The sequence below is a fragment of the Pontibacter sp. HSC-36F09 genome, from assembly GCF_024171605.1.
GTDB lineage: Bacteria > Bacteroidota > Bacteroidia > Cytophagales > Hymenobacteraceae > Pontibacter.
The window spans coordinates 1-21,760 of sequence record NZ_JALKAA010000001.1; the positions used below are offsets into that span (position 1 = coordinate 1).

Genomic DNA, 21,760 nt, shown 5'->3' on the forward strand with positions numbered 1-21,760 from the left:
TTCGTTTCAGAGCGGGTTGCAAAGGTAAGAAGAACTTTTACATCTTCAAGCACTCTGCAAAACTTTTTTTCCTTTTTCCTGCGGGCTGTGTTAGCGGCCTTTCCCAGGAACGCTTCCTTGTGAAGCGGGTGGCAAAGGTAAGCAGCTTTTTTAACTTGCAAGGCCCCGGCCAAAGTTTTTTTTCAGTCTCGTTCCGGAGTGCCTGGCCTCTCAGCTTCTGCATCCGTGGCCGCCCTGCCGGCTGCCGTTTCCCTATCCGTTTAACCGGGTTGGGAGTGCAAAGGTCCACAAAAATTCTGAACATGCAAGCAGTCCCTACCAACTTTGGCCCCCGTACTGAGAGGGTTTCGCCTAACTGTCTGAAAAGCACCGGGAATCATTTTGATATTTTTATTCAGTTTTTACTTTCCTGGCCCTCGCTGTTGGAAATTCCTTTCTATAAAGATACAGTTAACCATTTAACTCGCTATTCTTTCTAACTATACCTATACTTGTCTAACTATACCTATACTTGTCTAACTATACCTATACTTGTTCAGCTACAGCTTAGAGATAACACATTACTTCTACTCTTAAGTTCCACATTGACTGTATTTTTAGAGGCCTCTCCTGACGAATTTTAATCCCTTCATTTATGCTTAGCTCTTTCGCTTCTTAAGCTATTCTTATCCATCATTAAATAAGAAAGGCTTTACCCGTTCAGAGTAAAGCCTTTCTTTTATAGAATCTCCTTGTTCGCTATATGCTCACCTTCTCTCTTCTTAATGTGCTCTTCCTGTCAGGACCAACTGATGCTATAGTAATTGGTACCTCCAGATGCTGCTCCAGGAAAGTCATATAGTTATTGAAGGCTTCCGGTAATGCTTCTACTGTATCAATCTGATTCAAGTCGACTTTCCAACCTAGTAGCTCTTCATAGATCGGCTCCATGGTCTCTGTATCCAAAGAGTGCGGCAATCGATCCGTTATCTCGCCAGATGCGAGCTTATAATGCGTGCATACCTTGATTGTGTCGAACTCTGTCAGCACATCAGCTTTCATCATATTGAGCTGCGTCACGCCATTAAGCATAATGGAATACTTCAGGGTTGGGAGATCTACCCAGCCACAGCGACGCGGACGCCCTGTGGTAGAGCCAAACTCATTTCCTGACTTCCTGATCTGGTCGCCTACTTCATCCAGCAATTCTGTAGGGAAAGGTCCGCTACCTACTCTTGTGCAGTATGCTTTGAAGATCCCGTATACCTCACCAATGTGACGAGGCGCTACTCCAAGACCTGTGCAGGCACCTGCTACCAGTGTAGTGGAAGATGTAACAAATGGGTATGTGCCAAAGTCAACATCCAACAATGAACCTTGCGCTCCTTCAGCCAATACACGCTTGCCATTCTTCAGGGCATCGTTGATCATATACTCGCTGTCGACCAACTTAAGCGTTCGCAGGTATTCTACTGCTTCAAAGAAAATCTGCTCTTGCTCGCCAAGGTCCAGGGACTGGCCATAGAACTCCACTGTTTTGCGGTGACGGTCTACCAGCTTATTATAACGATCCTGAAAATCATCTGCCAGAATATCGCCAACACGCAGTCCCACTCTGCCGATCTTATCCTGGTAAGTCGGACCTATACCTTTCAGTGTAGAACCGATCTTCCCTGTGCCCAAGGCTTCTTCCGAAACTCGGTCGAGCATTTTGTGCGATGGCAGGATTAAGGAGGTTTTTTTAGAAATAAACAGATTTTGGGATGCATCTACACCGCGATCCTGTAGTTTCTGCATCTCAATGCGAAACACGATTGGGTCTAGCACAACGCCATTACCAATAATATTCTGAATATGCGGGTGAAATATACCGGAAGGGATCTGGTGAAGCACATGCTTGGTGCCTTCAAATTCGAGTGTGTGTCCTGCATTAGGGCCTCCCTGGAAGCGGGCCACAATGTCATAGGTAGGAGCCAGTACGTCGACGATTTTGCCTTTGCCCTCGTCGCCCCACTGCAGACCTATAAGTATGTCAACTGCCATTTATAAGTTAGTAAATTGATTCCTTTAAGAATTGCGCTGCGAAGTTATCATTTTCCGCGATGGTAAAAATGGCATTCAGCTTCGTAACGATCAAAAGTTTTCGAATGTGGTCAGAAGGCTTAATCAAAACCAACTCTCCTCCCCTATTCCGAAACTTTGTTAGCAGCGAAACAAGCACGCCCATGCCACTGCTATCCATGAAGCGGACACTGGAAAGGTCCACAGCACACAGCATTACTTTATTTTCCACTTGCTCTTCGGCAACGTTCATCAGTTGCTGGGTATCCGGTCCTGCAACTAGGTCTCCCTCCAGTCTGATGAACAGGACATTATCCTTTAGCTCTGTCTGATACTTCATGCTGTTGTTCTGTTGCTTTTTTGGCGCGGCAATCGCCGCATACCCCGTAAAGATTTAGGGAATGGTGCAAGATATGAAAATTTAGAAGGTCGCCCACCATGGTCTGTATATTATGGATACGCGGATCACAAAACTCCACCACCTTGTGACATTCCGTACAGATTACATGATCGTGCTGCCGGTAGCCGTATGATTTCTCGTACTGAGCCAGGTTGCGGCCAAACTGGTGCTTGCTTACCAAGTCGTTCTCCACTAACAAGTCCAGGGTATTGTATACCGTGGCCCGGCTCACGCGGTAGTTCTTGTTTTTCATGCTGATGTAGAGTGACTCCACATCAAAGTGACCGGAACGGGAGTAGATCTCTTCCAGGATGGCGTAGCGCTCCGGCGTCTTGCGAAGCCCCTTGCTTTCCAGGTATGCTGTGAAAATTTTCTTTACTTGCTCTATTCTATTCTGCAGGTCTGTTACCATGTCTTTTCGCTCTTATATATAATAGGTGTGGCGACTTAGTCGAATCGTTCGACTGTCAGCACACCCGTCACCTTGCCCATGCGCTGGATCAACTTGTCCAAATGGCCGGTGTCATTAACAAAAACCATAATGTTCCCTTCAAAGATTCCATCATGCGAATCTATTGTGATGGAGCGCATGTTTACCCGAAGGCTGTTTGAGATGATGCGGGTTAGGTCGTTTACCAGACCAACGCGGTCTGTTCCCTTGATGCGTATACCTGCCAGGAAAGCCAGTTCCTTCTGATCCGTCCACTTGGCCTTGATGATGCGGTTGCCATAGTTAGACATTAGTTCTATCCCTTTCTTACAGGTGGTGCGGTGAATCTCAATGCCGTCCCCCTCTGTCTCAAAGCCAAACACTTCGTCGCCAGGTATAGGGTTGCAGCATGTGGCTACTTTATAATTCATGTTCGAGGTGTTCTCCCCTATCACGAGCATATCAGAAGTCACCCCGCGTATTTTCTGCACTTCCCGGTCAAAGGACTTGGGCTCGAGCATTGAAGCGCCCCGTTCTGCCTGTGCAGAAAAGATCACTTCTTTGATGTTCTTGATATCAATATGGCCGGTGGCGATGCGATAGTGCAGATCCTGCACCGTTGGCACGTTAAAGAAGGCCATCAACTTATTTAGATTTCCCTGCGTTTCAGGCACTTTCAGGTATACGAGGCGACGCTCCAGCATTGCTTTGCCCTGCTCCGATTTATTCTTGCGGTCTTCGCGAAGGTACTCTTTGATACGGGAGCGGGCTTTGGAGGTCACCACATAGTCCAGCCATTCTTCGTTTGGTTTCTGCTTCTGCGACGTCAGTATTTCTACCTGATCACCATTGCGCAACCGGAAGCTCAGCGGTACCAGTTTTTGGTTCACCTTAGCCCCAAGGCAGTGCAAGCCAATTTCTGAGTGAATCTCAAACGCGAAGTCAAGGGCGGTGGCCCGGTCGGGCAGAATCAGCAGTTCGCCCTTAGGAGTAAAGACAAAAACCTCTTCCACGAACAGATTCTTGCGGAACTCGTCCATGAACTCCAGTGCGTTGGCTGTGTTATTCTCCAGCATATCGCGCACCTTGTTTATCCACATTTCCAGGCCGGACTCGCCCCCACTACCGTCGCTCTTGTATTTCCAGTGCGCGGCGTAGCCGCGTTCTGCGATCTCGTCCATACGCTTGGTCCGAATCTGCACCTCCACCCACTGACCGGATTTGCTCATCACAGTCGTATGCAACGACTCGTAGCCATTGGCTTTTGGGGTATTCACCCAGTCACGCAGGCGGTCCGGGTTTGGTTGGTAGAAGTCTGTTATAATAGAGTATACCTGCCAGCAGGCTGCTTTTTCATGCTCAAGTGGCACATCCAACGTAATGCGTATGGCAAACAGGTCGTAGATCTCCTCAAACGTGATGTTCTGTTTCTTGATCTTCTTTAAGATGGAGTAGATAGACTTTGGTCTGCCTTTGATGTTGAATTTAAAGCCGTGCCGACGTAATTCCTCTTCAATCGGAGAGATGAAGTCTTTGATGAACTTTCCTCGGGCACTGCGCGTCTGCCGTATCTTGGTCGAAATGTCCTTATAAGTATCGGTATCGGTGTACTTCAGGTATAGGTCTTCCAATTCCGACTTGATCGCATAAAGCCCGAGGCGGTGTGCCAGCGGGGCGTACAGGTACATGGTTTCGGAAGCAATCTTGAGCTGCTTGTGGCGTGGCATGCTGTCGAGCGTACGCATGTTGTGCAGGCGGTCGGCCAGTTTGATCAGGATAACCCGCACATCATCCGACAGCGTGAGCAGCATCTTACGGAAGTTCTCGGCCTGCTGCGAGGTACCATAGTCAAATACGCCGGATATCTTGGTCAATCCTTCGATGATGCGCGCTACACTCGTACCGAACTCACGCTCAACCTCATCCACCTCCATATCGGTATCCTCTACCACGTCGTGCAGCAGGGCCGCTACGATAGAAGTGGTACCGAGCCCAATCTCCTCCACCGCGATCTGCGCCACAGCCAGTGGATGCAGAATGTAAGGCTCTCCTGATTTGCGGCGCATGTCTTTATGGGCCTCCACAGAAGTATTAAAAGCCTTTTTGATGATCTTGGCGTCGTTGTCCTTCAGGAAAGGCTTGGCGTGCCGAAGTAATCTGCGGTAATGTCTAAGGATCTCTTTGCGTTCTGCTTCTGGATCGATCATGTTCATGCTAAAGCTGGAAAGTATAGGGTGCTCAGGCCGGGCGAGCCTGCAGCCATCCTTATTCTACTTCTCTATAGGTATAAGTGAGGCAGAGGCGTTTTAAGTTTCAAATATACATGAATATCCGCTTTCATGCACACAATGCTATGCGAATCGTGCAATTTGTTGATGCTGAATCACTAAGCTCTCAATTGCTGCACTGCTCGGGATAGAGAATAAAAAATATTCGCTTTTTTTAGACCTCACTCTTGCATTTAAAGATAGCGTTCGTAAATTTGCACCATCATTACAAACAAGCACACATGCGGATGTGGCGAAATTGGTAGACGCACTAGACTTAGGATCTAGCGCTGCGAGGCATGGGGGTTCGAGTCCCTCCATCCGCACACAAACGAAACCCTCAACAGCCCATGTTGGGGGTTTGTTTTTACTAGATGTATCATCACTAAAATTTTTGTAAGCCTTGAATATTACATTAAATCAAACCGACGGCACTAACGCGCAACTGAAGGTAGTCCTGGAAGAGGCGGACTATGCTACTAAAGTTGACCAGCAAGTAAAAGAATTCAGCAAGAAAGCTCAGATCAAAGGCTTCAGACCTGGTAAAGTGCCTGCAGGACTTATCAAGAAGATGTATGGCAAGAGCATACTGGTTGAGGCGATCAACAAACTTCTTCAGGAGGAGATCTCTAAGTATATCAAGGACAACGATGTAAAACTGCTGGGCGAGCCGCTTCCGGAGCCAAGCCAGGAGAACATTGACTGGGACAACCAGAAAGATTTTGAATTTACGTATGCCGTTGGTCTACTGCCAGACTTCAACCTTCCGCTGGATAAAAGCGTAGAGGGTTACACTGTGGAGCTGGACCAGACTACAGTGGACGAAGCTTACGAAAACCTGAAGCGCCAGTTCGGCAAAACAACAAACCCGGAAACTTCTGAAGAAGGTGACTTCATCTACGGTGACCTGAAGCAAGTAGAAGGCGAGTTCGAGTCTAAAACGCTAATCCCTACAAGCCGTGTAGTAGAAGGTAAAGATCAGTTCATGGGCGTAAAAGCCGGTGACGTGATCCGTTTCGATATCCGCAAGGCATTTGGTGATGACAACAGCGCACTGGCTCACGTAACTGGCCTGAGCAAAGATGTAGTAGCTGACCTGAACGGTGAGTTCGAATTCACAGTAGAGAAAATCAACCGTACTGAGGCTGCTGAACTGAACCAGGAGCTGTTTGACAAGCTGTTCGGTAAGGACGAAGTGAAAACGGAAGAAGAGTTCGACGCTAAGATCCGTGAGACGATCAAGGAGAACTACGAGCGCGAGGCAGACAACTTGCTATACCGCAATATCATTGATACCTTAGTGGACAACGTAGAGGCAGAGCTTCCGACTGAGTTCTTCAAGCGCTGGTTGCAGGTGACCAATGAAGGCCGTTTGACTACAGAGCAGATCGAAGAGAACTTCGACAAGTACCTGAAGGAGCTGAAGTGGTCTATGATCAAGAACAAGGTTGTAGAAGAAAACGAGCTGAAAGTATCCAACGAAGAGGTGGTAAGCAGCACGAAAGAGAAAATGTTGGCGCAGTTCAACATGCCAGAGGTTCCGGAGGAATTGGTAGAGAGCATGAATAACTATGCTAACCAGTATCTGCAGCAGGACAATGGCCGTAACTACATTAATGAGTACGAGCAACTGCTGGCCGAGAAGGTGCTCGCTAAACTAAAAGAAAAGATGACTGTTGTAGAGAAGACAATATCTACAGAGGACTTCAAAAACCTATCGTAATAACGATTAATAATATTTAACCTAAAAAGTCCTTTATTATTTAAAGGACTTTTTTATTTTTGACCAAACCGTAAATCTAAACAAGATGATGTTTAACAAAGACGAGTTCCGGAAATTTGCCGTAAAGGGCCAGGGCATGAGTGGCCTGGGCGTAGATCAATATATTAGTCATGTAGAAGGCCGTGCCATGCATACCATTGAAAGCATGACGCGCTCTGTAATTGAGGAACGTCCGACGAACTTCCGTGAGATCGATGTGTTCTCACGCCTGATCATGGACCGCATTATTTTCCTGGGTACGCAGGTAGACGATTTTATCGCCAACATTATTACTGCCCAATTGCTATTTTTGGAATCAGCTGATGCGAAGAAAGACATTTTGCTGTACATTAACAGCCCGGGTGGTTCCGTATACGCCGGCCTCGGCATCTACGACACTATGCAGTATGTGAACCCGGATGTAGCGACGATCTGTACAGGTCTGGCCGCTTCTATGGGTGCTGTGCTGCTGGCCGGTGGCGCTAAGAACAAGCGCTCTGCTTTGCCGCACGCCCGCGTCATGATTCACCAGCCAATGGGTGGTGCGCAGGGACAGGCCTCTGATATTGAAATCACAGCCCGTGAGATCCTGAAGCTCAAGAAGGAGCTGTATGAGATTCTGGCAGAGCACTCTGGCAAATCATACCAAGAGGTATACGACAACTCCGACCGCGACTACTGGATGAAAGCGGAAGAAGCGAAAGAGTATGGCCTGATTGACGAAGTATTGCACCGCAAGAAAGACTAAGCCCCATACGGACAGTAATGTCCTGTGAGTAAAATAGCAAAGTCCATCCTGTACACAGGTATGGGCTTTGCTATTTTATTTTGCAAGAAAGAATTGCACCATTATAATACCAATCCTGAAAATAGAACTATACCTAAAAATTTATCAACACAGGTATGTGGATACTAAAAGCTTACAAATTACTGAATTACAGGCTTTTAAATCAAGATACAGTAATAGCAATTTTTTAATTTATGGCTACTTTTTATAACCATATCAACATTTTAGAAATTAAAATACTACCTTAGTAAGGTTTCAATTTTGTACCTTTGCTTCTGAATTACACCCGAGAGGGCCAATAAAATCTTCTGAACAAACTTTTTTATGGCTGAAATTACCTGCTCATTTTGTGGCAAGAACAAAAAAGACGTATCTGTGATGATATCCGGAATCAACGCGCATATATGCGACCGTTGTATCGGACAGGCACAGCAAATCCTGAATGAGGAAAATAAGATACGCGCCAACAGCCGCACGCCTAAATTTAACCTGATGAAGCCGCGACAGATGAAGGAGTACCTTGATCAGTTTGTGGTAGGACAGGACGAGGCGAAGAAAGTAATGTCAGTGGCCGTATACAACCACTACAAGCGATTGATGCAGCGCACCAACGAAGATGATGTGGTGATCGAGAAGTCAAACATCATCATGGTAGGCGAGACAGGTACAGGCAAGACCTACCTGGCACGCATGATGGCTGGTATTCTGCAAGTGCCTTTCTGCATAGCGGACGCGACTGTATTAACGGAGGCTGGCTATGTAGGCGAGGACGTAGAGAGCATTTTGACACGCCTGCTTCAGGCAGCCGACTATAATGTAGAGTCTGCTGAACGCGGTATTGTATACATTGATGAGATCGACAAGATTGCCCGCAAGAGCGATAACCCATCTATTACCCGCGACGTGAGTGGCGAGGGGGTGCAGCAGGCTTTGCTGAAACTGCTTGAGGGTACGGTAGTGAACGTGCCGCCGCAAGGTGGTCGCAAGCACCCTGAGCAGAAAATGATCACGGTAAACACCGAGAACATCCTTTTCATTTGCGGTGGTGCCTTTGTAGGTATAGATCGCCTGATCAAAAACAGACTGAACACGCGTCCGATTGGTTTCTCAAAATCAAAGCAGGACGACGAAGAAGAAAAAGAGAACTTCCTGCGTTACCTGACTGCGCAAGACCTGAAAAACTTCGGCCTTATACCTGAACTCATCGGTCGTCTGCCAGTGCTCACGCACCTGAACCCGCTTGATAAAGATACGCTTCGCCTGATCTTACTGGAGCCTAAAAACTCTATTGTGAAGCAGTACAAGCGTCTGTTTGAAATGGAGAACATCAGCCTTAGCTTTGATGACGATGCGTTGGACTACATTGTAGAGAAAGCAGCAGAGTATAAGCTCGGCGCCCGTGGTTTACGCTCCATTTGCGAAGGCATCATGACGGATGCTATGTTTGAACTGCCGTCTGAGGAAGGCGCTAAAGAACTGGTGATTACGGGCGAGTATGCCCGCGATAAATTTGACAAATCGCCTCTGAAGCAGCTTCGTGTTGCTTAAGGTATAAAGACACTATAAAAATAGAAGGCCTCAGCTGTAATCAGCTGAGGCCTTCTATTTTTAGGTATAGCTGCTCTTTTCAGGTATAGCAGTTAAGCGAAACGCGCGGCATTTATATTTTCTCTTTCAGATAGCCTACCATCAGTTCAGCGGCACGCTCGGCGGTACGGTACTCTCCTATTTTCTTCTTCACAAGCGCATAGCCCTCCTGCTGCTTCTGCATGGCATATTTATCAAACAGAATGTTTTTCAGCTCAGCCACAATTTTCTTGGCAGTGAAATCTTCCTGAATCAGCTCAGCTACGACGGGCTTATCGGCTATCAGGTTAACGAGCGAGATATATGGCACCTTGATCACACGCTTACCGATAGCATAGGAAATGGCGCTGGTCTTATAGCATACTACTTGCGGCACGTCAAACAATGCGGTTTCGAGTGTAGCCGTGCCTGAAGTGACAAGCGCAGCTTTTGCGTGCGATAGCAGGTCGTAGGTTTGGTCGTAAACGACCTTGATGTTCGGATCTTTGTTGTACTGCTCGTAATACTCTTTTGAGAAGTTCGAAACGCCGGCTACGATAAACTGGTAATCGCGGAAAGAAGGCAGCACGCTCAGCATCACCTCCAGCATGTTTTCGATCTCCTGCTTACGGCTACCCGGTAACAGTGCAATGATGGGCTTGTTGTTCTGAATATGGTTCCGGACTCTAAAATCAGGCGCCACCACGTGGTCGTTCACTGAGTCTGCTACCGGATTGCCGATATAGTCCACCTTGTAGTCAAAGCGACCATAGAATTCCTCTTCAAAGGGCATGATCACAAACATGCGGTCTACAAGGCGCTTGATCTTGTGCACTCGGCCTTGGTTCCAAGCCCAGATTTTAGGGGAGATATAATAGAACACTTTCAAACCATGCTCTTTGGCGAACTTGGCAATCCGCATGTTGAAACCGGCATAGTCCACCAGAATGATCGCATCCGGCTTAAAGGCTGTGATATCCTCTTTGCACTCACGCAAAAAGCCCAGTATCTTAAAAAAATTGACGGCAGCCTCCGCAAAGCCCATAAAGGCCATCTCCTGGTAGTGCTTGACCAGGTGCATGCCAGCCTCCTGCATCATATCGCCTCCCCACCCTCTTATGTCAGCCTCGGGATCTTTTTCCCGGAGCTGTTTGATGAGGTTAGAAGCGTGCAGATCGCCTGAGCGTTCGCCGGCTATAATGTAATATTTCATGTAATGTGTATGCGTTTGGGGCTGCCTGACTAAGGCAGAAACGAAGAAAGCAATGGAACAGGTATAGCCAAATGGCTATGATTGCTTATTCGCCAAAATACTCCACGTAGTTGCGTGGGGTTTCATATAATTTGAGGCTATGCAGCTTGGCTTGAGAAATTTCAGCGATTTTAGGTTCCAGAATTTTCCAGAACTCTACTACCAGGTTCTCGGTGCTGGCCAGCTTGTCTTCCATAAAGGCCACATCGAGGTTCAGGTTCTTATGGTCTACCTTCTCAATGATGTTCCTGCGGATAAGCGTGCTCAGCTTTTTGAGGTCTATTACAAAACCGGTATCCGGGTCTGGTTTGCCCTTTACGGTCACGATCAGTTCATAATTGTGCCCATGCCAGTTGGTATTCGCACACGGCCCGAACACCTCCTTATTCTTCGCCAACGACCAGTTCGGGTTGTGCAGCTTGTGGGCTGCGTTAAAATGCTCTAATCTGCTTACGTAAATCATTTAACTGCTAAACTTATAATTCTTTTGGGACAGCAAATATACGAAGAAAGGAACACCAAAGAACGATGTAATGATTCCAATTGGCAGGCCGGCCGGCGGATATAAGATACGGGACAAAAGATCGCAGAGGAGCATGAACAGACCGCCTACAAAAGCGCAGAAAAGCAGGTTGCTTCTGCCTGTTGCCCCCATCAATCCGCGGGTGACGTGCGGAATGATCAGGCCTACAAATCCGATGGGTCCGGAGGTAGCCACCGCAAAGCCTGTTACCACTGAAACAGCAGCCAGAATGGCCCATCGGGTTTTCGCCACATTCACTCCCAAAGCTTGTGCCCGGTCGGCACCAAGCAGCAAAATGTTCAGCTGCTTCTGCAGAAAAGCAAATAGCAGGAGCGCAACAAGCAAGGCTGTAGCAGGGTATGGCAGCAGTGACCAGCTAGCCCGCTCGAAGCTCCCCATCGACCAGAATATCACCGACTTGAGTTTCCCTTCTGAATCAGACAGAAAAGTGAGTAACCCGACCATAGCCGTCACCAGCGAACTGATGGCTATACCTGCTAACAGCAATTGCGCAGGTATAAGCTGGCGCTTCCGATAGCCTAGCACTACCACGACCAGCGTTACCACAAAGGCTCCTATTAGGGCAAACACGGGCGGCATGTAAAAGCCTCCAATCGACACTTCAACAAAACCAAAGAACACGATCACTGCACCTAACGATGCGCCGGAAGCAGTACCCAACAGGTATGGATCGGCCAGTCCGTTATTGACCATGGCCTGCATGAGGTAACCGCAAAAAGCCAGCGATGCTCCTACCACCAAGGCCAGCAAAAGTCGGGGCAGACGAAGGTGCGTAATAGCAAAGTGCGTCGTATTATCCGGGTCGTAATGAAAGAAAGCCTCCTGAATCGTAGCCAGATCCACCTCAAATGTACCTACCTGCAGCCCGAACACCAGCGCCACCAGGATCAGCAGAATAGCCCCTGCAAAGTATAGCGCTCTGCTCATGGGTATAGGAAGCTTTCAAGTTCGCGGATCGACTCTACTACCCGGGGGCTTGGCCGTTCGATGAGATTGCCGGTAGGTTGGTAAATGCGCTTGTTCTGGTAAGCGGCGATTTTACGTAGCTCTGGGTATAGACTGAAAAACTCTCGCTCCAGTCGCTCTACACTTCCTCCTAACAGCACATCCGGGTTCATTTTGAGAATATATTCGCGTGTGAGTGCCGGGTAGGGCTGATCAAATACTTCCTGCACGGCATTTTGGGCACCGAGTATACGTAGTTGATCTGTCAGAATAGTGTTCTGCCCATACACATAGATCGGGTCGCTCCAGGTAATTGCCAATACGTGCTGTTGCTTTGCCTGACTGCTATACCTGCGCTCGATCTCCTGCACCTGCTGGCGCAGCGAATCGGCCAGATAATTTGCCTGTTGTTCACGATTCATGATACGGCCAATGTCTTCTATACCTTTCAGAATATCCGCTACGCTGCGGTACTTTTGATAATAGACAGGTATACCTAACTCTTCCAGCCGGGCAGCCATATCCAGGGGAGTTATACCTTCTACCGTAAAGATCAGGTCAGGCTTCAGGGCCAGTACCTGTTCCAGATCAACAGGATAATTGTTTACGACAGGCTTGCTATATACGGCAGCCGGGTAGTCGCATTGGGGCGTGCGCCCGACAATGGCAGCCGTGTCGCAAACGGCAAACAGCATTTCGGTCATGGAAGAGGCAAAGGCCATCACCCGTTCCGGCTGTCTCTTTAGCTTAATATCACGTCCCAGGTCATCCTGCAGCACCAACTCCTCCCCTGCCTGTTCTTCCTTGCCCGAGCCGCAGGCGCAGCAAAAGAGCAGCAGACATACTGTCAAAAACTTGTTCAGGTATGGATACAAGGTATAGATCGGTTTCTGATTGAAGGAGCGCCAGGGCGATGTGCGCTTCGGCTCCGTTTATTTTCGTAAATTTAACGCAATATAACTTTACAGCCTATAAAACTGAATTATGATCGTTGTAACTGGTGCTGCCGGCTTTATTGCGAGTTGCCTTGTGAGCAGGCTTAACGCAGCTAATTTTAATGATATCGTGGTGGTGGACAATTTCTCTGTCGCCAAAAAAGAAGGAAACCTGAAAGGGAAAAAGATAAAGGAATATGTAGACCGTGACGGTTTCTTTGAGTGGCTCGACGGTAACTACGAAGAGGTCGAATTCATCTTCCACCTGGGTGCCCGCACCGATACCACGGAGTTCAATAAAGATGTGTTCGACCTGCTCAACCTGAACTACTCCAAGCAGGTATGGAATGCCTGCTGCGAGTACCAGATTCCGCTGGTATACGCTTCCTCAGCAGCCACCTACGGCTCTGGCACTCTCGGATACGACGACGAAGAAGCAACCATTCCATTGTTAAAACCGCTCAACCCATACGGCGACTCTAAAAACGATTTCGATAAATGGGCACTGGAGCAGACGGCGAAGCCTTTCTTCTGGGCAGGACTAAAGTTCTTCAATGTGTACGGTCCCAACGAGTACCACAAAGGCAAGATGGCCTCCGTTATTTTCCATGCCTATAATCAGATCAAAGAAAAGGGCAGCATGAAGCTTTTCCGCTCGCACAACCCCGACTATGCTGACGGCGAACAGATGCGTGATTTTGTGTATGTAAAAGATGTGGTAGAGGTATGTATGTTTTTGATGCAGCACCGCAAAAACTCCGGCATTTACAACCTTGGTTCTGGTAAAGCCCGTACTTTTATGGCTTTGGCACTCAACACATTCGATGCCATGGGTATTGCACCTAGCATCGACTTCATGGACACCCCGGAGAACTTACGCGACAATTACCAATACTTCACCGAAGCTAACATGAATAAGCTTCGCTCTATCGGTTACGATCGTGAGTTCTATACCTTAGAGGAAGGTGTGAGGGATTATGTGCAGAACTACCTGATGGAGGGAAAGTATTATTAACGATGCAAACTGAATGATTTATCTTTCGGCAGGTATAGCAATGCCCCGCATATGAAACCATAAGCGGGGCATTTATATTTCTGATAACTACTAAATACTTTTAGTGGTTTTTATTTTGCGCTGTCGAGACCTTGGTCGCCTACTGGTTCCTTCAATTCCCAAGCCCAACCACTCTGATGCAGCGGTTTCAAATTATTAGGTATGACAGCATACTCTTGTCCCAGCAAAGGTGCTGCAGAAAGAAAATATACCAAAAACCAACATCGCGTATCTCATCTGATTGATAATAAAATGTAAACAATGCTCAAGCCTCTAAATATAGATGCTGCACAATTTCCATTCAATCTAGCAAATTCGGATAAAATAAGCAGAAAAGTAAACTACTAAAACAGCACCGAAACCTGCGTACGCCCGGTATGCACCGCGCCCACACTGTTTGCCTTGCGCCCGTCATAGTTGAGGGAAATGTTCAGGCCATTGCTCAGACGCTGTTGCACGTTGAATGACCAGGTCAGGTTGTTCCCGGGACGCAGGGCATTGAGTATCTCGTATCCCACATAGGAGTTCATATCCCCATCGAACTCGATATTCACCCATCGCACAAGGCCGGATACGGTGCGCTTGCTCACCTGGCTTAGCTTCGTCTCCAATCCCAGTTCATGGAAAGTGGCTTGCTGCTCAGCATCAGCGGGAGAGAGTTTGTCTTCACGCAGCGCCAGTTGATATGTGCCCGTAAAGCGCAGCTTGGCATTGGGCTGATAAGCCAGCTCCGGTGTCAGCTCCTGCGACACGATGCTGAAGTTCTTCGAACTCAGGAAATTGGAGCGGTTGTCGCGCACATTTTGAGCCAGGCTGACCTTAGAACTCAGTACTTCATTCAGGTTCAGGCGGGCAATTACTTGGTGGTTCTCCACGCTTCGGGTTTCGGTGCCGTTTGCCAACAGTGATTTCTGCTGATTCTGCTGCAAGGTGTACTCCAGCCCGTACTTTGGGTTGCTTCGGTTAAAATAAACCGTATTGCGAAGCGACTTTATCAGCGAGATCAGAAACTCATCCTCGAAATTTTCACTGAACGGGTTAAATCGATTCATCACCTCATCATCCGTCGTTTTCTTGTCGATGCTCACAAAACTCAGGGCGGAGAACTTCGCCATAAAGCCTTTGAAGCCTTCAGCGCTTCGCCAGCTACGGGGTACGTTACTGTTCAGCCGGTACGTGAAGCGGTTAGTGTAGGCGTTGATGTACTCATCTGTCGGCAGGAAAACTTTGATGAAGCGGCGTTGGTCCACCGTCTGTGCCTCCAGGTAATCGTTCAGGTCATTCGGGTTGCCGCCTTCGCGCAGGTAGTGCGTACCCTGCCCCGGCATGGTTTCCCTGAAAACAAAGATGCGCTTCAGTTCACGACCCGTACCTACCGAGTAGCTCATCTCGGAGCGGAAGCTACCATCCAAGAAAGAAGTGTTCCAATCGATGCGCGACTGCACAGTCTCTTCATCCTGCCCTTGCTCAAGTTCCAGGTTCCTGTAAGTGGCCTGCAAGGCAATGTCGCTGTCGCGGCCATACCTGCGCTGGAGCATGGCGTTGTAAGTCTGCCCTACTTCCGGTGCCCCCATCTCTCCCATTGCCGTTGGGCGTAGGTCGGTGCGGTAACTGTAATCTACCCGGAAGCGGGTTTTGGCTGTATCGGGGCTCTCCACAAAAAAAACATGCTCATCAAAATACATCGCGGAGCCTGTCACCGAATCGCTCCCGAGGGCCGTAAGTTTGTTTTTATCGAAACGGTAAATATAGCCGGGCTCAATTTTGCCGAGTCTATACCTGGCCCCCACATCGCCTCTATACCATTCCGACTCGCGGGTAGTCTGGTCACTGTGGAGCATGAAGAAACTGTTGCGCAATTCCAGCTTGCCAAACGCACGGTTCAGATCCAATTGGTGCTGTGTACCATCCACCTGCTGGTGCCGGTATCGCCGGCTGATGCGATAGTTCACCAGGTTCTGCGGATCCTGCACCGCTCCTACCGAAAAATTAAAGATATGGTCTTCGGCTTTCTGATTCGGGTTGTCCAGACTCCAGTCGCGATCAAACTCAATAGGGCGGTACCGGTCGATTGGTTCGAAATTCACGTCAGTGTACTCGTAATTAAGCGTGCTGTTCAGCCGGTATTTGCCCAGAAAAGGTAGCTCCCGGTCCTGTATGGTATACCCAACCCGCATGGCAGCCCCGTTGTCGTCCTGCGCATCAAGGCGCGAGAAGCGGTTGAGGTCATTTTGCGAAGCGGCCCCTTCCAGAAAGAAGTTCACGCCTTTCTGCAGTTCATAATTCCCACCCAGCGTGATCAGTTGTTTTTTGCGGGGTGTGGGCAGTATACGTACCGGAGCATAGTTACCCTGCGAAACACCATTAACCGGAGCCACCCAGCGGTACACCCTGCCATTCACCGCATTATTGGATGACACGTAGTCGCCCCGGTTAACTCCTACTTCAGAGAAACGCACATTATAAATCGCTGAATCCGGGTTGCTGGAGAACACATATACCTGTTGGGGCAGGCCATCTACCATCGTGTCGCGCTGAGCATACAGCACCTGTGCCGGATCAAAAGGAACCTGCGTCGCGCCCGAGGTTACAGCCATGTCCAAACTGTCGCCTATACCTGCGAGCAGGCGTTTTTCATCGTCGCGCAGGTCGAGGTGCAGCAGGTTATTCGGGTTATCGGACTCGTTGTAATAGTTGGCGTATACCTGCGCCTTGCCCAGTTGCTGGTAATGACTGGCGTGGTAGATGCTGCGGCTATAGTTCAGGTCAGAATACTCGAAGTCTACCCGAATGCGGGAGTTTTTGGTGATGACGTGGCGGGTTGTAAAGGTGATCTCGGCCTGGTTATAGTCGATCACATAATCAAAGTCGAAACCGCGTGTGAGCAGGCGACCGTCCAGAAACACCCGCTCCGAGTTGGCCAGCACGATGATAAAGCGCTCGTTATTTGGTCCACGCAATCGGTAAGGTCCCTGCACGCCTTCCAGCGCCTCTACTGCCTGCGATGCAAATTTCCCTTTCGACACTGAAGCAGCCACAGTAGTAGTACCCAGTTTCTCGGGTGATTTGCCAAAGGTAGTCTCAAAGGCGCCACCCTGCACGTTCTTGTAAAACTGCATAAAGTAGGACGGCTTGCTTCGTAGCACCACATCCCCAGCCGACAACTGCCATTGCTTATGCTTGAGCGTGATGTATACCCGGTCAAACTCATTCAGTTGCTGCGTATTTCCCTCCGGCTGGAAAGGTATATTCTGGTCCGTGATAGCGGCCGTTATGCTGATGTCGTCGGTCAGTTTTCCGTCGAGCTGCAGGTTCAGCGCAGAGTTCACAAATACGTTCTGTGTGTTACCGAAGGAAATACCGCGCGAGATACTACCTGTTTTGTTCAGCCCGGGCGTCTTGAAAATCTCTTCCCGTTGGGCAAAATCTTCCTTATATAACTCCTTGGGTGAGCCGCTTCGATCCAGCTTCATAATGTCGCGGCGGTAAGCGGGCTTGGCCAGACTCAGTGGCAACGTTCTATAGCAAACCAGCACCGAGTCAGGTATAGGCACCATGTTTCCCAGCGTATCGAGTATCTGATAAGTAGGTGCCGGAAACTCGGTTAACCTGAACTCATGGGTATAGTAATTGTATTCGAACTTAATCTGGTTTTTGCGGGGACCTACAATCGTGATGGTATTGACGTCAATAGTCAGCGTATCGAGCTGCTGGGGGTAGTCGGTCAGGTATAGCCACTTGCAATGCCGGTTGTTCACGGGTGCCTGGGCCAGCACAGGCAGGCTCAGCAGCAAAAGCAGAACACCGGTGATCAGGCATCGCGTCATGTGTTGGCCATCGGTAAAGAAATATAAAACGTCGTCCCCTCTCCCTCTTCTGTCACAAACCAAATGCGACCACCTGCGTTTTCAATTCCTTTCTTGGCTACGGCCAGTCCTATACCTGAGCCCGTGTACTTGGTACTGAAATTAGGTATAAACACCTTGTGCTGAATGTCGGCAGGTATACCGCTCCCGTTATCAGCAATAGACACAAGTGCTGTGTTATCTGTTTCTACCTTCAAATCTATTTTGATCAGAGGCTTCCGCTCCGCTGGCACGGCCTGTATAGCGTTCAGCAACAAGTTATTAAAGGTACGCACCAGCAGTGCCTCATCGGCCATCACCATCACCGGGTTCTCAGGCAGGCGCAGCTTTGTTTTCACAGAGGCCGGGTTTGTATGCAGGTCCGCTGCTTTGTGTAGGGCAGCCCCCAGGTCCATCAACTCAGCTTTCGGCTCGGGCATGGAGGTGAAGTTAGAGAAGGAGGTCGCAATGTCGCTCAGGATGTTGATCTGTGTGATCAAGGTATGCGAGATTTTGTTGATCATCTGCTCCGTGTTCGGGTTCTTCTCAGCAATCGCCTTCTGCAGGTACTGTAGCGAGAGCTTCATAGGTGTGAGCGGATTTTTGATCTCGTGCGCTACTTGCCTTGCCATTTCCCGCCAGGCTGCTTCCTTCTCACGCATCGCCAGTTCTACCTTATTCTGCTCCAGCGTCAGCAACATGCGGTTATACTCATTCACCAGCATCCCGATCTCATCAGCTCCTTCATACGCCAGCATCTCATTCTTACCTGTCAGGGAGGTATGCTTCAGCTTATCGGCCAGCATGCGCAGCGGCACCGTCAGGGCTCTGGAGGCAAAGAAAGTCAGGATGATGAACACGATAAACATCACGGTGAAGATATTCATTGTGGTCGTAATCAGCTCAATCAGTTTCAGGTCCAGTTGCCGTTCGGAGTCAAAGAAAGGTATACCAATAAAGCCGATCAGCTTTTCGGGGTCGTTGTCCGGACGCAGCGGTAGGTATAGCGCATTGAAGCTCAGGTTACCGGCATGTTCATCGAAGAGCACCCGCAGGGCCTGTCGCTCTGATATGGCCGCAAAAGCATGCGGATTAACCAGTTTGGAAAGTAGGCCCGACTCAAAAATGAGCGGTTGGCTGGTTACCATCAGGCGCCCGTTACGATCATAAAGACTGACATCAGCCTCTGACAAAGCCGCAATAGAAGCAACACGACGAAGCAGGTGATTGCGGTCCGGCATCACTTCGAGTGTAGTTGGCCTGCTCAAATGATCCTGAATGGCCTCTCCCTTTTTCTCGTAAGATGAAAGCAGATCTTTTTTATAAGAGCCCGTTACCAGACTAGCCGTCACGATACTCACCAGCATCAAGGGCAGCAGAATGCCGAAATTCAGGAAAAGCTGAATCTTGGTACTGAAGTTAGGTTGAAAATCACGCAGTCGCTCCCGATTGAGTAAAACATAGAGTAAGGCCACCACAATCAGGCAGGCAGTAAAGTATAGAAAGAGGAACGAAAAATTAGAAAGCACTTCGCGGGCTCCGTACTTACTTGTCGTGATGATCACCGTCGGACCAGAATCGGTTTTTACGCCCAGATGGTGAAAGCCCTCTTCGGTGGCTCCCTGCCGATATAGCTCCTTGTGCTTCAACTGACTTCGGTCGAAATTGGTCGCGTAGTCAAATTCTCCTTCGCTGTATGTCAGCCTGTCATTTTCATAAATTCCGTAACTCAGAATATCGGCCCGAAACGGCTGCTGATGCTGTTGCCCTGCCAGTAGCTCTGGCACCAGGCTGTTTGGGAGCAACTCTTTCAGGCTCAACTGCAGTACGATAGTCCCATACAACTGCGTCCCCAGGGGCACTTCGATCAGCTTTAAATAAAAACGGGTATGCGGTCGCGCCGGGTCATTTACCAGGTATAGGTTCTCGTACTCTGTCTTGTTGCGTGCCGTGGCGTACTTTTTCCGCAGTTCGTCTAGTGTAGCAGCTGTTGTATCGGCACTCTCCAGTGTACGCCCCTGACTGTCAAACAAAAGAATGTTAGCTTCATACTTATCAAAATAGTCCGGCAGAAACTGACGGGATATTTTCCGCTTGATAAAGAAGGCATCCACATAGGGGCCCTTCATTTTCGTTTGAATCAGCACGTCTTCTGACACGCGCACCGCTACGTCCTCTTCCAGCAGATACTCCGCCAACACGTCGTTGCCCTGCATCAAGTCAAATGCAAACTTCTGCTTATAAGCCAATAACTCACTCTGGAAGTGTGTGTAAAGCGATGCAGCACCCGTCAAACTACTGACGGCGATGATCAAAAAGAAAAAAAGGTAGGTCCGGTAGGGCAAACTAATCGCCTGCCGATGCTGTGCTGCCAACAGGATGAGTGCCCAGAAAACAATACCGATCAGGAGCACGGGTACCCAGCGCATATTGAATACCAGCGCCAGCACTGTCAGTACAACCGCTATACCTAGCAAAAGCTTATATGGCCACCAGCCATTTGACTTTCGCAGCAGCACATTCACGACCGAGGCCAGCATATAGGCAAAAAGACTCAGGGCCACGGTATGCAGAAACATCAGACTGTACATCACTAGCTTATACCGCTCCAGTTCGATGGACTGGTTGATATCTAGTGCAAGCGGAGAGTTGTGGTATATACCATAGTAAAATCGGAACAGAATGGCCAACAGCACAAAGAAGGCAAGCATGGCAATCCCGAGCACTAGATTGCTCTTTTCCGGTGAGTAGGCTTTAACAGCAGTGAGGACTTCGTTTTTGTGAAAGAGGTAATAAGCAGCCCAGGCTACTGTAACGAGGAGTAACACATTAAGCGCCAGATCACCAACAGAAGGAGACCAGAAAGAAGCGGCATAAAGGCGCGGATCAAACAGCTCCGTCTCCACAATCAGAAACGGAAGGTTGAGAAATAAAAGTCCAAACCGAAAGCCTATCAGCAGCACCAGCAGTAACACAATGCCTTCAGTATAACACTGTCGTTTTAAAAAAAACCTGCTTAACGAAACGCTGAACCAGATAAAGAAGATGGTCCCCAGGATAAGCAGGACAAGCTGCAGGCTGTCAAACCCGGCATCGATCCTTCCTGACCCATGATCAACTGCGAAAAGAAAATCTCCCCCACTGGTCTTTACCTGCGGCAATCTTCCCGGATTTTCGAGCACCAGGCGCACATCCGCCTTTCCGAAAATACTCTGTTGCAAACCCGACGACAGGTAATCCTGGGTCTTACCGTAATCAACCTGCAGCGGTATGTAAGTGAAAATATGATAATTGCTGACACGATGCGGCATGACTACAAAAGTACCGTAACTGTTCCGGATGGTCGAGATGGAGCGGGCTGTTGGTGGCAGATCCAGGTCAGGTATAACCGTATGGTCGGACCAGAACACCAGTCGCCCATTCTTATAGATAAAAGTAGGATAATGCGTCTTGGAGAGCAGCTTTGAAAAGCTTATCTGATCTTTTTGAAGTTGATTCCCCAAGCGGTTTGCTTCCTGCTGTGCATCTGACAAGAGCGCCTGTACCCGCTTGGTTATGTGCTGTTGGGTCTGCTCTCTTTCAGTATCAAGCCAGGAAGCCGGTACCTTATAATGCAAAAAAGCTGTCGCCATAAAGCACAGCACAGCAAGGGCAAATAAGATTATTGGCGCAATATTCCGATTCAAGGCAACATGGATTACCCACGAATTTAAGCAATTCGTGTTATAAGAGCATGACTAATAGGTGGCTAAAATGCAATCGATGGCCTACAGCCACATTTAATTCAGGAATACGTGCGCATTCCATGGCAATAGCGGATCAAATTTCACTCCAGAAATCATCAACCTATTAAAAAGGACCACATACAGGGTAACTAGCCTGTATGTGGTCCTCTGTAAAAAATAGAAATGACCGTAATTAAATTTAAGCGAT

15 protein-coding genes and 1 tRNA gene are annotated in these 21,760 nt (G+C 48.6%); 6 read left to right on the top strand and 10 right to left on the bottom strand.

Features of this window, described 5'->3' with window-relative positions; translation table 11 throughout:
• Positions 1-479, top strand: a 479-nt coding sequence (locus L1278_RS00005) for a hypothetical protein (protein ID WP_253400463.1), incomplete at its 5' end; no start/stop codon positions are given.
• Between the two features lie 259 nt (positions 480-738).
• Here the strand turns inward: L1278_RS00005 and L1278_RS00010 are convergent.
• Genes L1278_RS00010 through L1278_RS00025 form a run of 4 tightly spaced genes read right to left on the bottom strand, consistent with a single transcriptional unit; the run spans position 739 to position 5,083 of the window.
• Positions 739-2,022: an adenylosuccinate synthase gene (locus L1278_RS00010; protein ID WP_253400464.1), complete on the bottom strand. Its 1,284-nt coding sequence runs from the start codon at positions 2,020-2,022 to the stop codon at positions 739-741.
• Between the two features lie 7 nt (positions 2,023-2,029).
• Positions 2,030-2,380, bottom strand: a complete 351-nt coding sequence (locus L1278_RS00015) for an STAS domain-containing protein (RefSeq protein ID WP_253400465.1) — start codon at positions 2,378-2,380, stop codon at positions 2,030-2,032.
• Positions 2,352-2,852 carry a Fur family transcriptional regulator gene (locus L1278_RS00020; protein WP_220625712.1) on the bottom strand — a complete coding sequence of 167 codons (501 nt, stop codon included), beginning with the start codon at positions 2,850-2,852 and terminating at the stop codon, positions 2,352-2,354. Before L1278_RS00020 ends, L1278_RS00015 begins: the two co-directional genes overlap by 29 nt.
• Before the next feature lie 35 nt (positions 2,853-2,887).
• A complete protein-coding gene (locus L1278_RS00025) occupies positions 2,888-5,083 on the bottom strand; it encodes a bifunctional (p)ppGpp synthetase/guanosine-3',5'-bis(diphosphate) 3'-pyrophosphohydrolase (protein ID WP_253400466.1) in 2,196 nt (731 codons plus the stop codon).
• Between the two features lie 298 nt (positions 5,084-5,381).
• Here L1278_RS00025 and L1278_RS00030 point away from each other — a divergent pair.
• The 4 genes from L1278_RS00030 to clpX all read left to right on the top strand — a co-directional run bounded on the left by L1278_RS00030 (position 5,382) and on the right by clpX (position 9,234).
• A tRNA-Leu gene (locus L1278_RS00030) sits at positions 5,382-5,463 on the top strand.
• Between the two features lie 77 nt (positions 5,464-5,540).
• The gene (tig, locus tag L1278_RS00035; protein WP_253400467.1) at positions 5,541-6,860 is read left to right on the top strand and encodes a trigger factor; all 1,320 of its coding nucleotides are present in this window, start codon (positions 5,541-5,543) and stop codon (positions 6,858-6,860) included.
• Between the two features lie 88 nt (positions 6,861-6,948).
• Positions 6,949-7,647, top strand: coding sequence for a ClpP family protease (locus L1278_RS00040; RefSeq protein ID WP_255594129.1), 699 nt, complete (start codon positions 6,949-6,951; stop codon positions 7,645-7,647).
• A gap of 363 nt (positions 7,648-8,010) precedes the next feature.
• Complete coding sequence (gene clpX / locus L1278_RS00045; RefSeq protein WP_116542706.1) at positions 8,011-9,234, top strand: ATP-dependent Clp protease ATP-binding subunit ClpX; 1,224 nt, start codon at positions 8,011-8,013, stop codon at positions 9,232-9,234.
• Between the two features lie 112 nt (positions 9,235-9,346).
• On the opposite strand, the gene lpxB is transcribed toward clpX, so the two are convergent.
• The 4 genes from lpxB to L1278_RS00065 all read right to left on the bottom strand — a co-directional run bounded on the left by lpxB (position 9,347) and on the right by L1278_RS00065 (position 12,868).
• Positions 9,347-10,465: a lipid-A-disaccharide synthase gene (gene lpxB, locus L1278_RS00050; RefSeq protein WP_253400468.1), complete on the bottom strand. Its 1,119-nt coding sequence runs from the start codon at positions 10,463-10,465 to the stop codon at positions 9,347-9,349.
• A gap of 85 nt (positions 10,466-10,550) precedes the next feature.
• A complete protein-coding gene (locus L1278_RS00055) occupies positions 10,551-10,967 on the bottom strand; it encodes a 6-carboxytetrahydropterin synthase (RefSeq protein WP_253400469.1) in 417 nt (138 codons plus the stop codon).
• Positions 10,968-11,975 (bottom strand): iron ABC transporter permease, encoded by a 1,008-nt coding sequence (locus L1278_RS00060; RefSeq protein WP_253400470.1) that lies wholly within the window; start codon positions 11,973-11,975, stop codon positions 10,968-10,970.
• Positions 11,972-12,868 carry an ABC transporter substrate-binding protein gene (locus tag L1278_RS00065; RefSeq protein ID WP_253400471.1) on the bottom strand — a complete coding sequence of 299 codons (897 nt, stop codon included), beginning with the start codon at positions 12,866-12,868 and terminating at the stop codon, positions 11,972-11,974. The genes L1278_RS00060 and L1278_RS00065 overlap by 4 nt, the downstream gene beginning before the upstream one ends.
• Positions 12,869-12,977: 109 nt before the next feature.
• On the opposite strand from L1278_RS00065, the gene rfaD reads away from it, so the two are divergent.
• On the top strand, positions 12,978-13,943 hold the full coding sequence (gene rfaD, locus L1278_RS00070; RefSeq protein ID WP_253400472.1) for an ADP-glyceromanno-heptose 6-epimerase: 966 nt from the start codon (positions 12,978-12,980) through the stop codon (positions 13,941-13,943).
• A 383-nt stretch (positions 13,944-14,326) separates the two neighbouring features.
• On the opposite strand, the gene L1278_RS00075 is transcribed toward rfaD, so the two are convergent.
• Positions 14,327-17,809 (bottom strand): hypothetical protein, encoded by a 3,483-nt coding sequence (locus L1278_RS00075; RefSeq protein ID WP_253400473.1) that lies wholly within the window; start codon positions 17,807-17,809, stop codon positions 14,327-14,329.
• Positions 17,806-21,459: a HAMP domain-containing sensor histidine kinase gene (locus L1278_RS00080; protein ID WP_253400474.1), complete on the bottom strand. Its 3,654-nt coding sequence runs from the start codon at positions 21,457-21,459 to the stop codon at positions 17,806-17,808. The genes L1278_RS00075 and L1278_RS00080 overlap by 4 nt, the downstream gene beginning before the upstream one ends.
• Positions 21,460-21,760 lie beyond the last annotated feature (301 nt).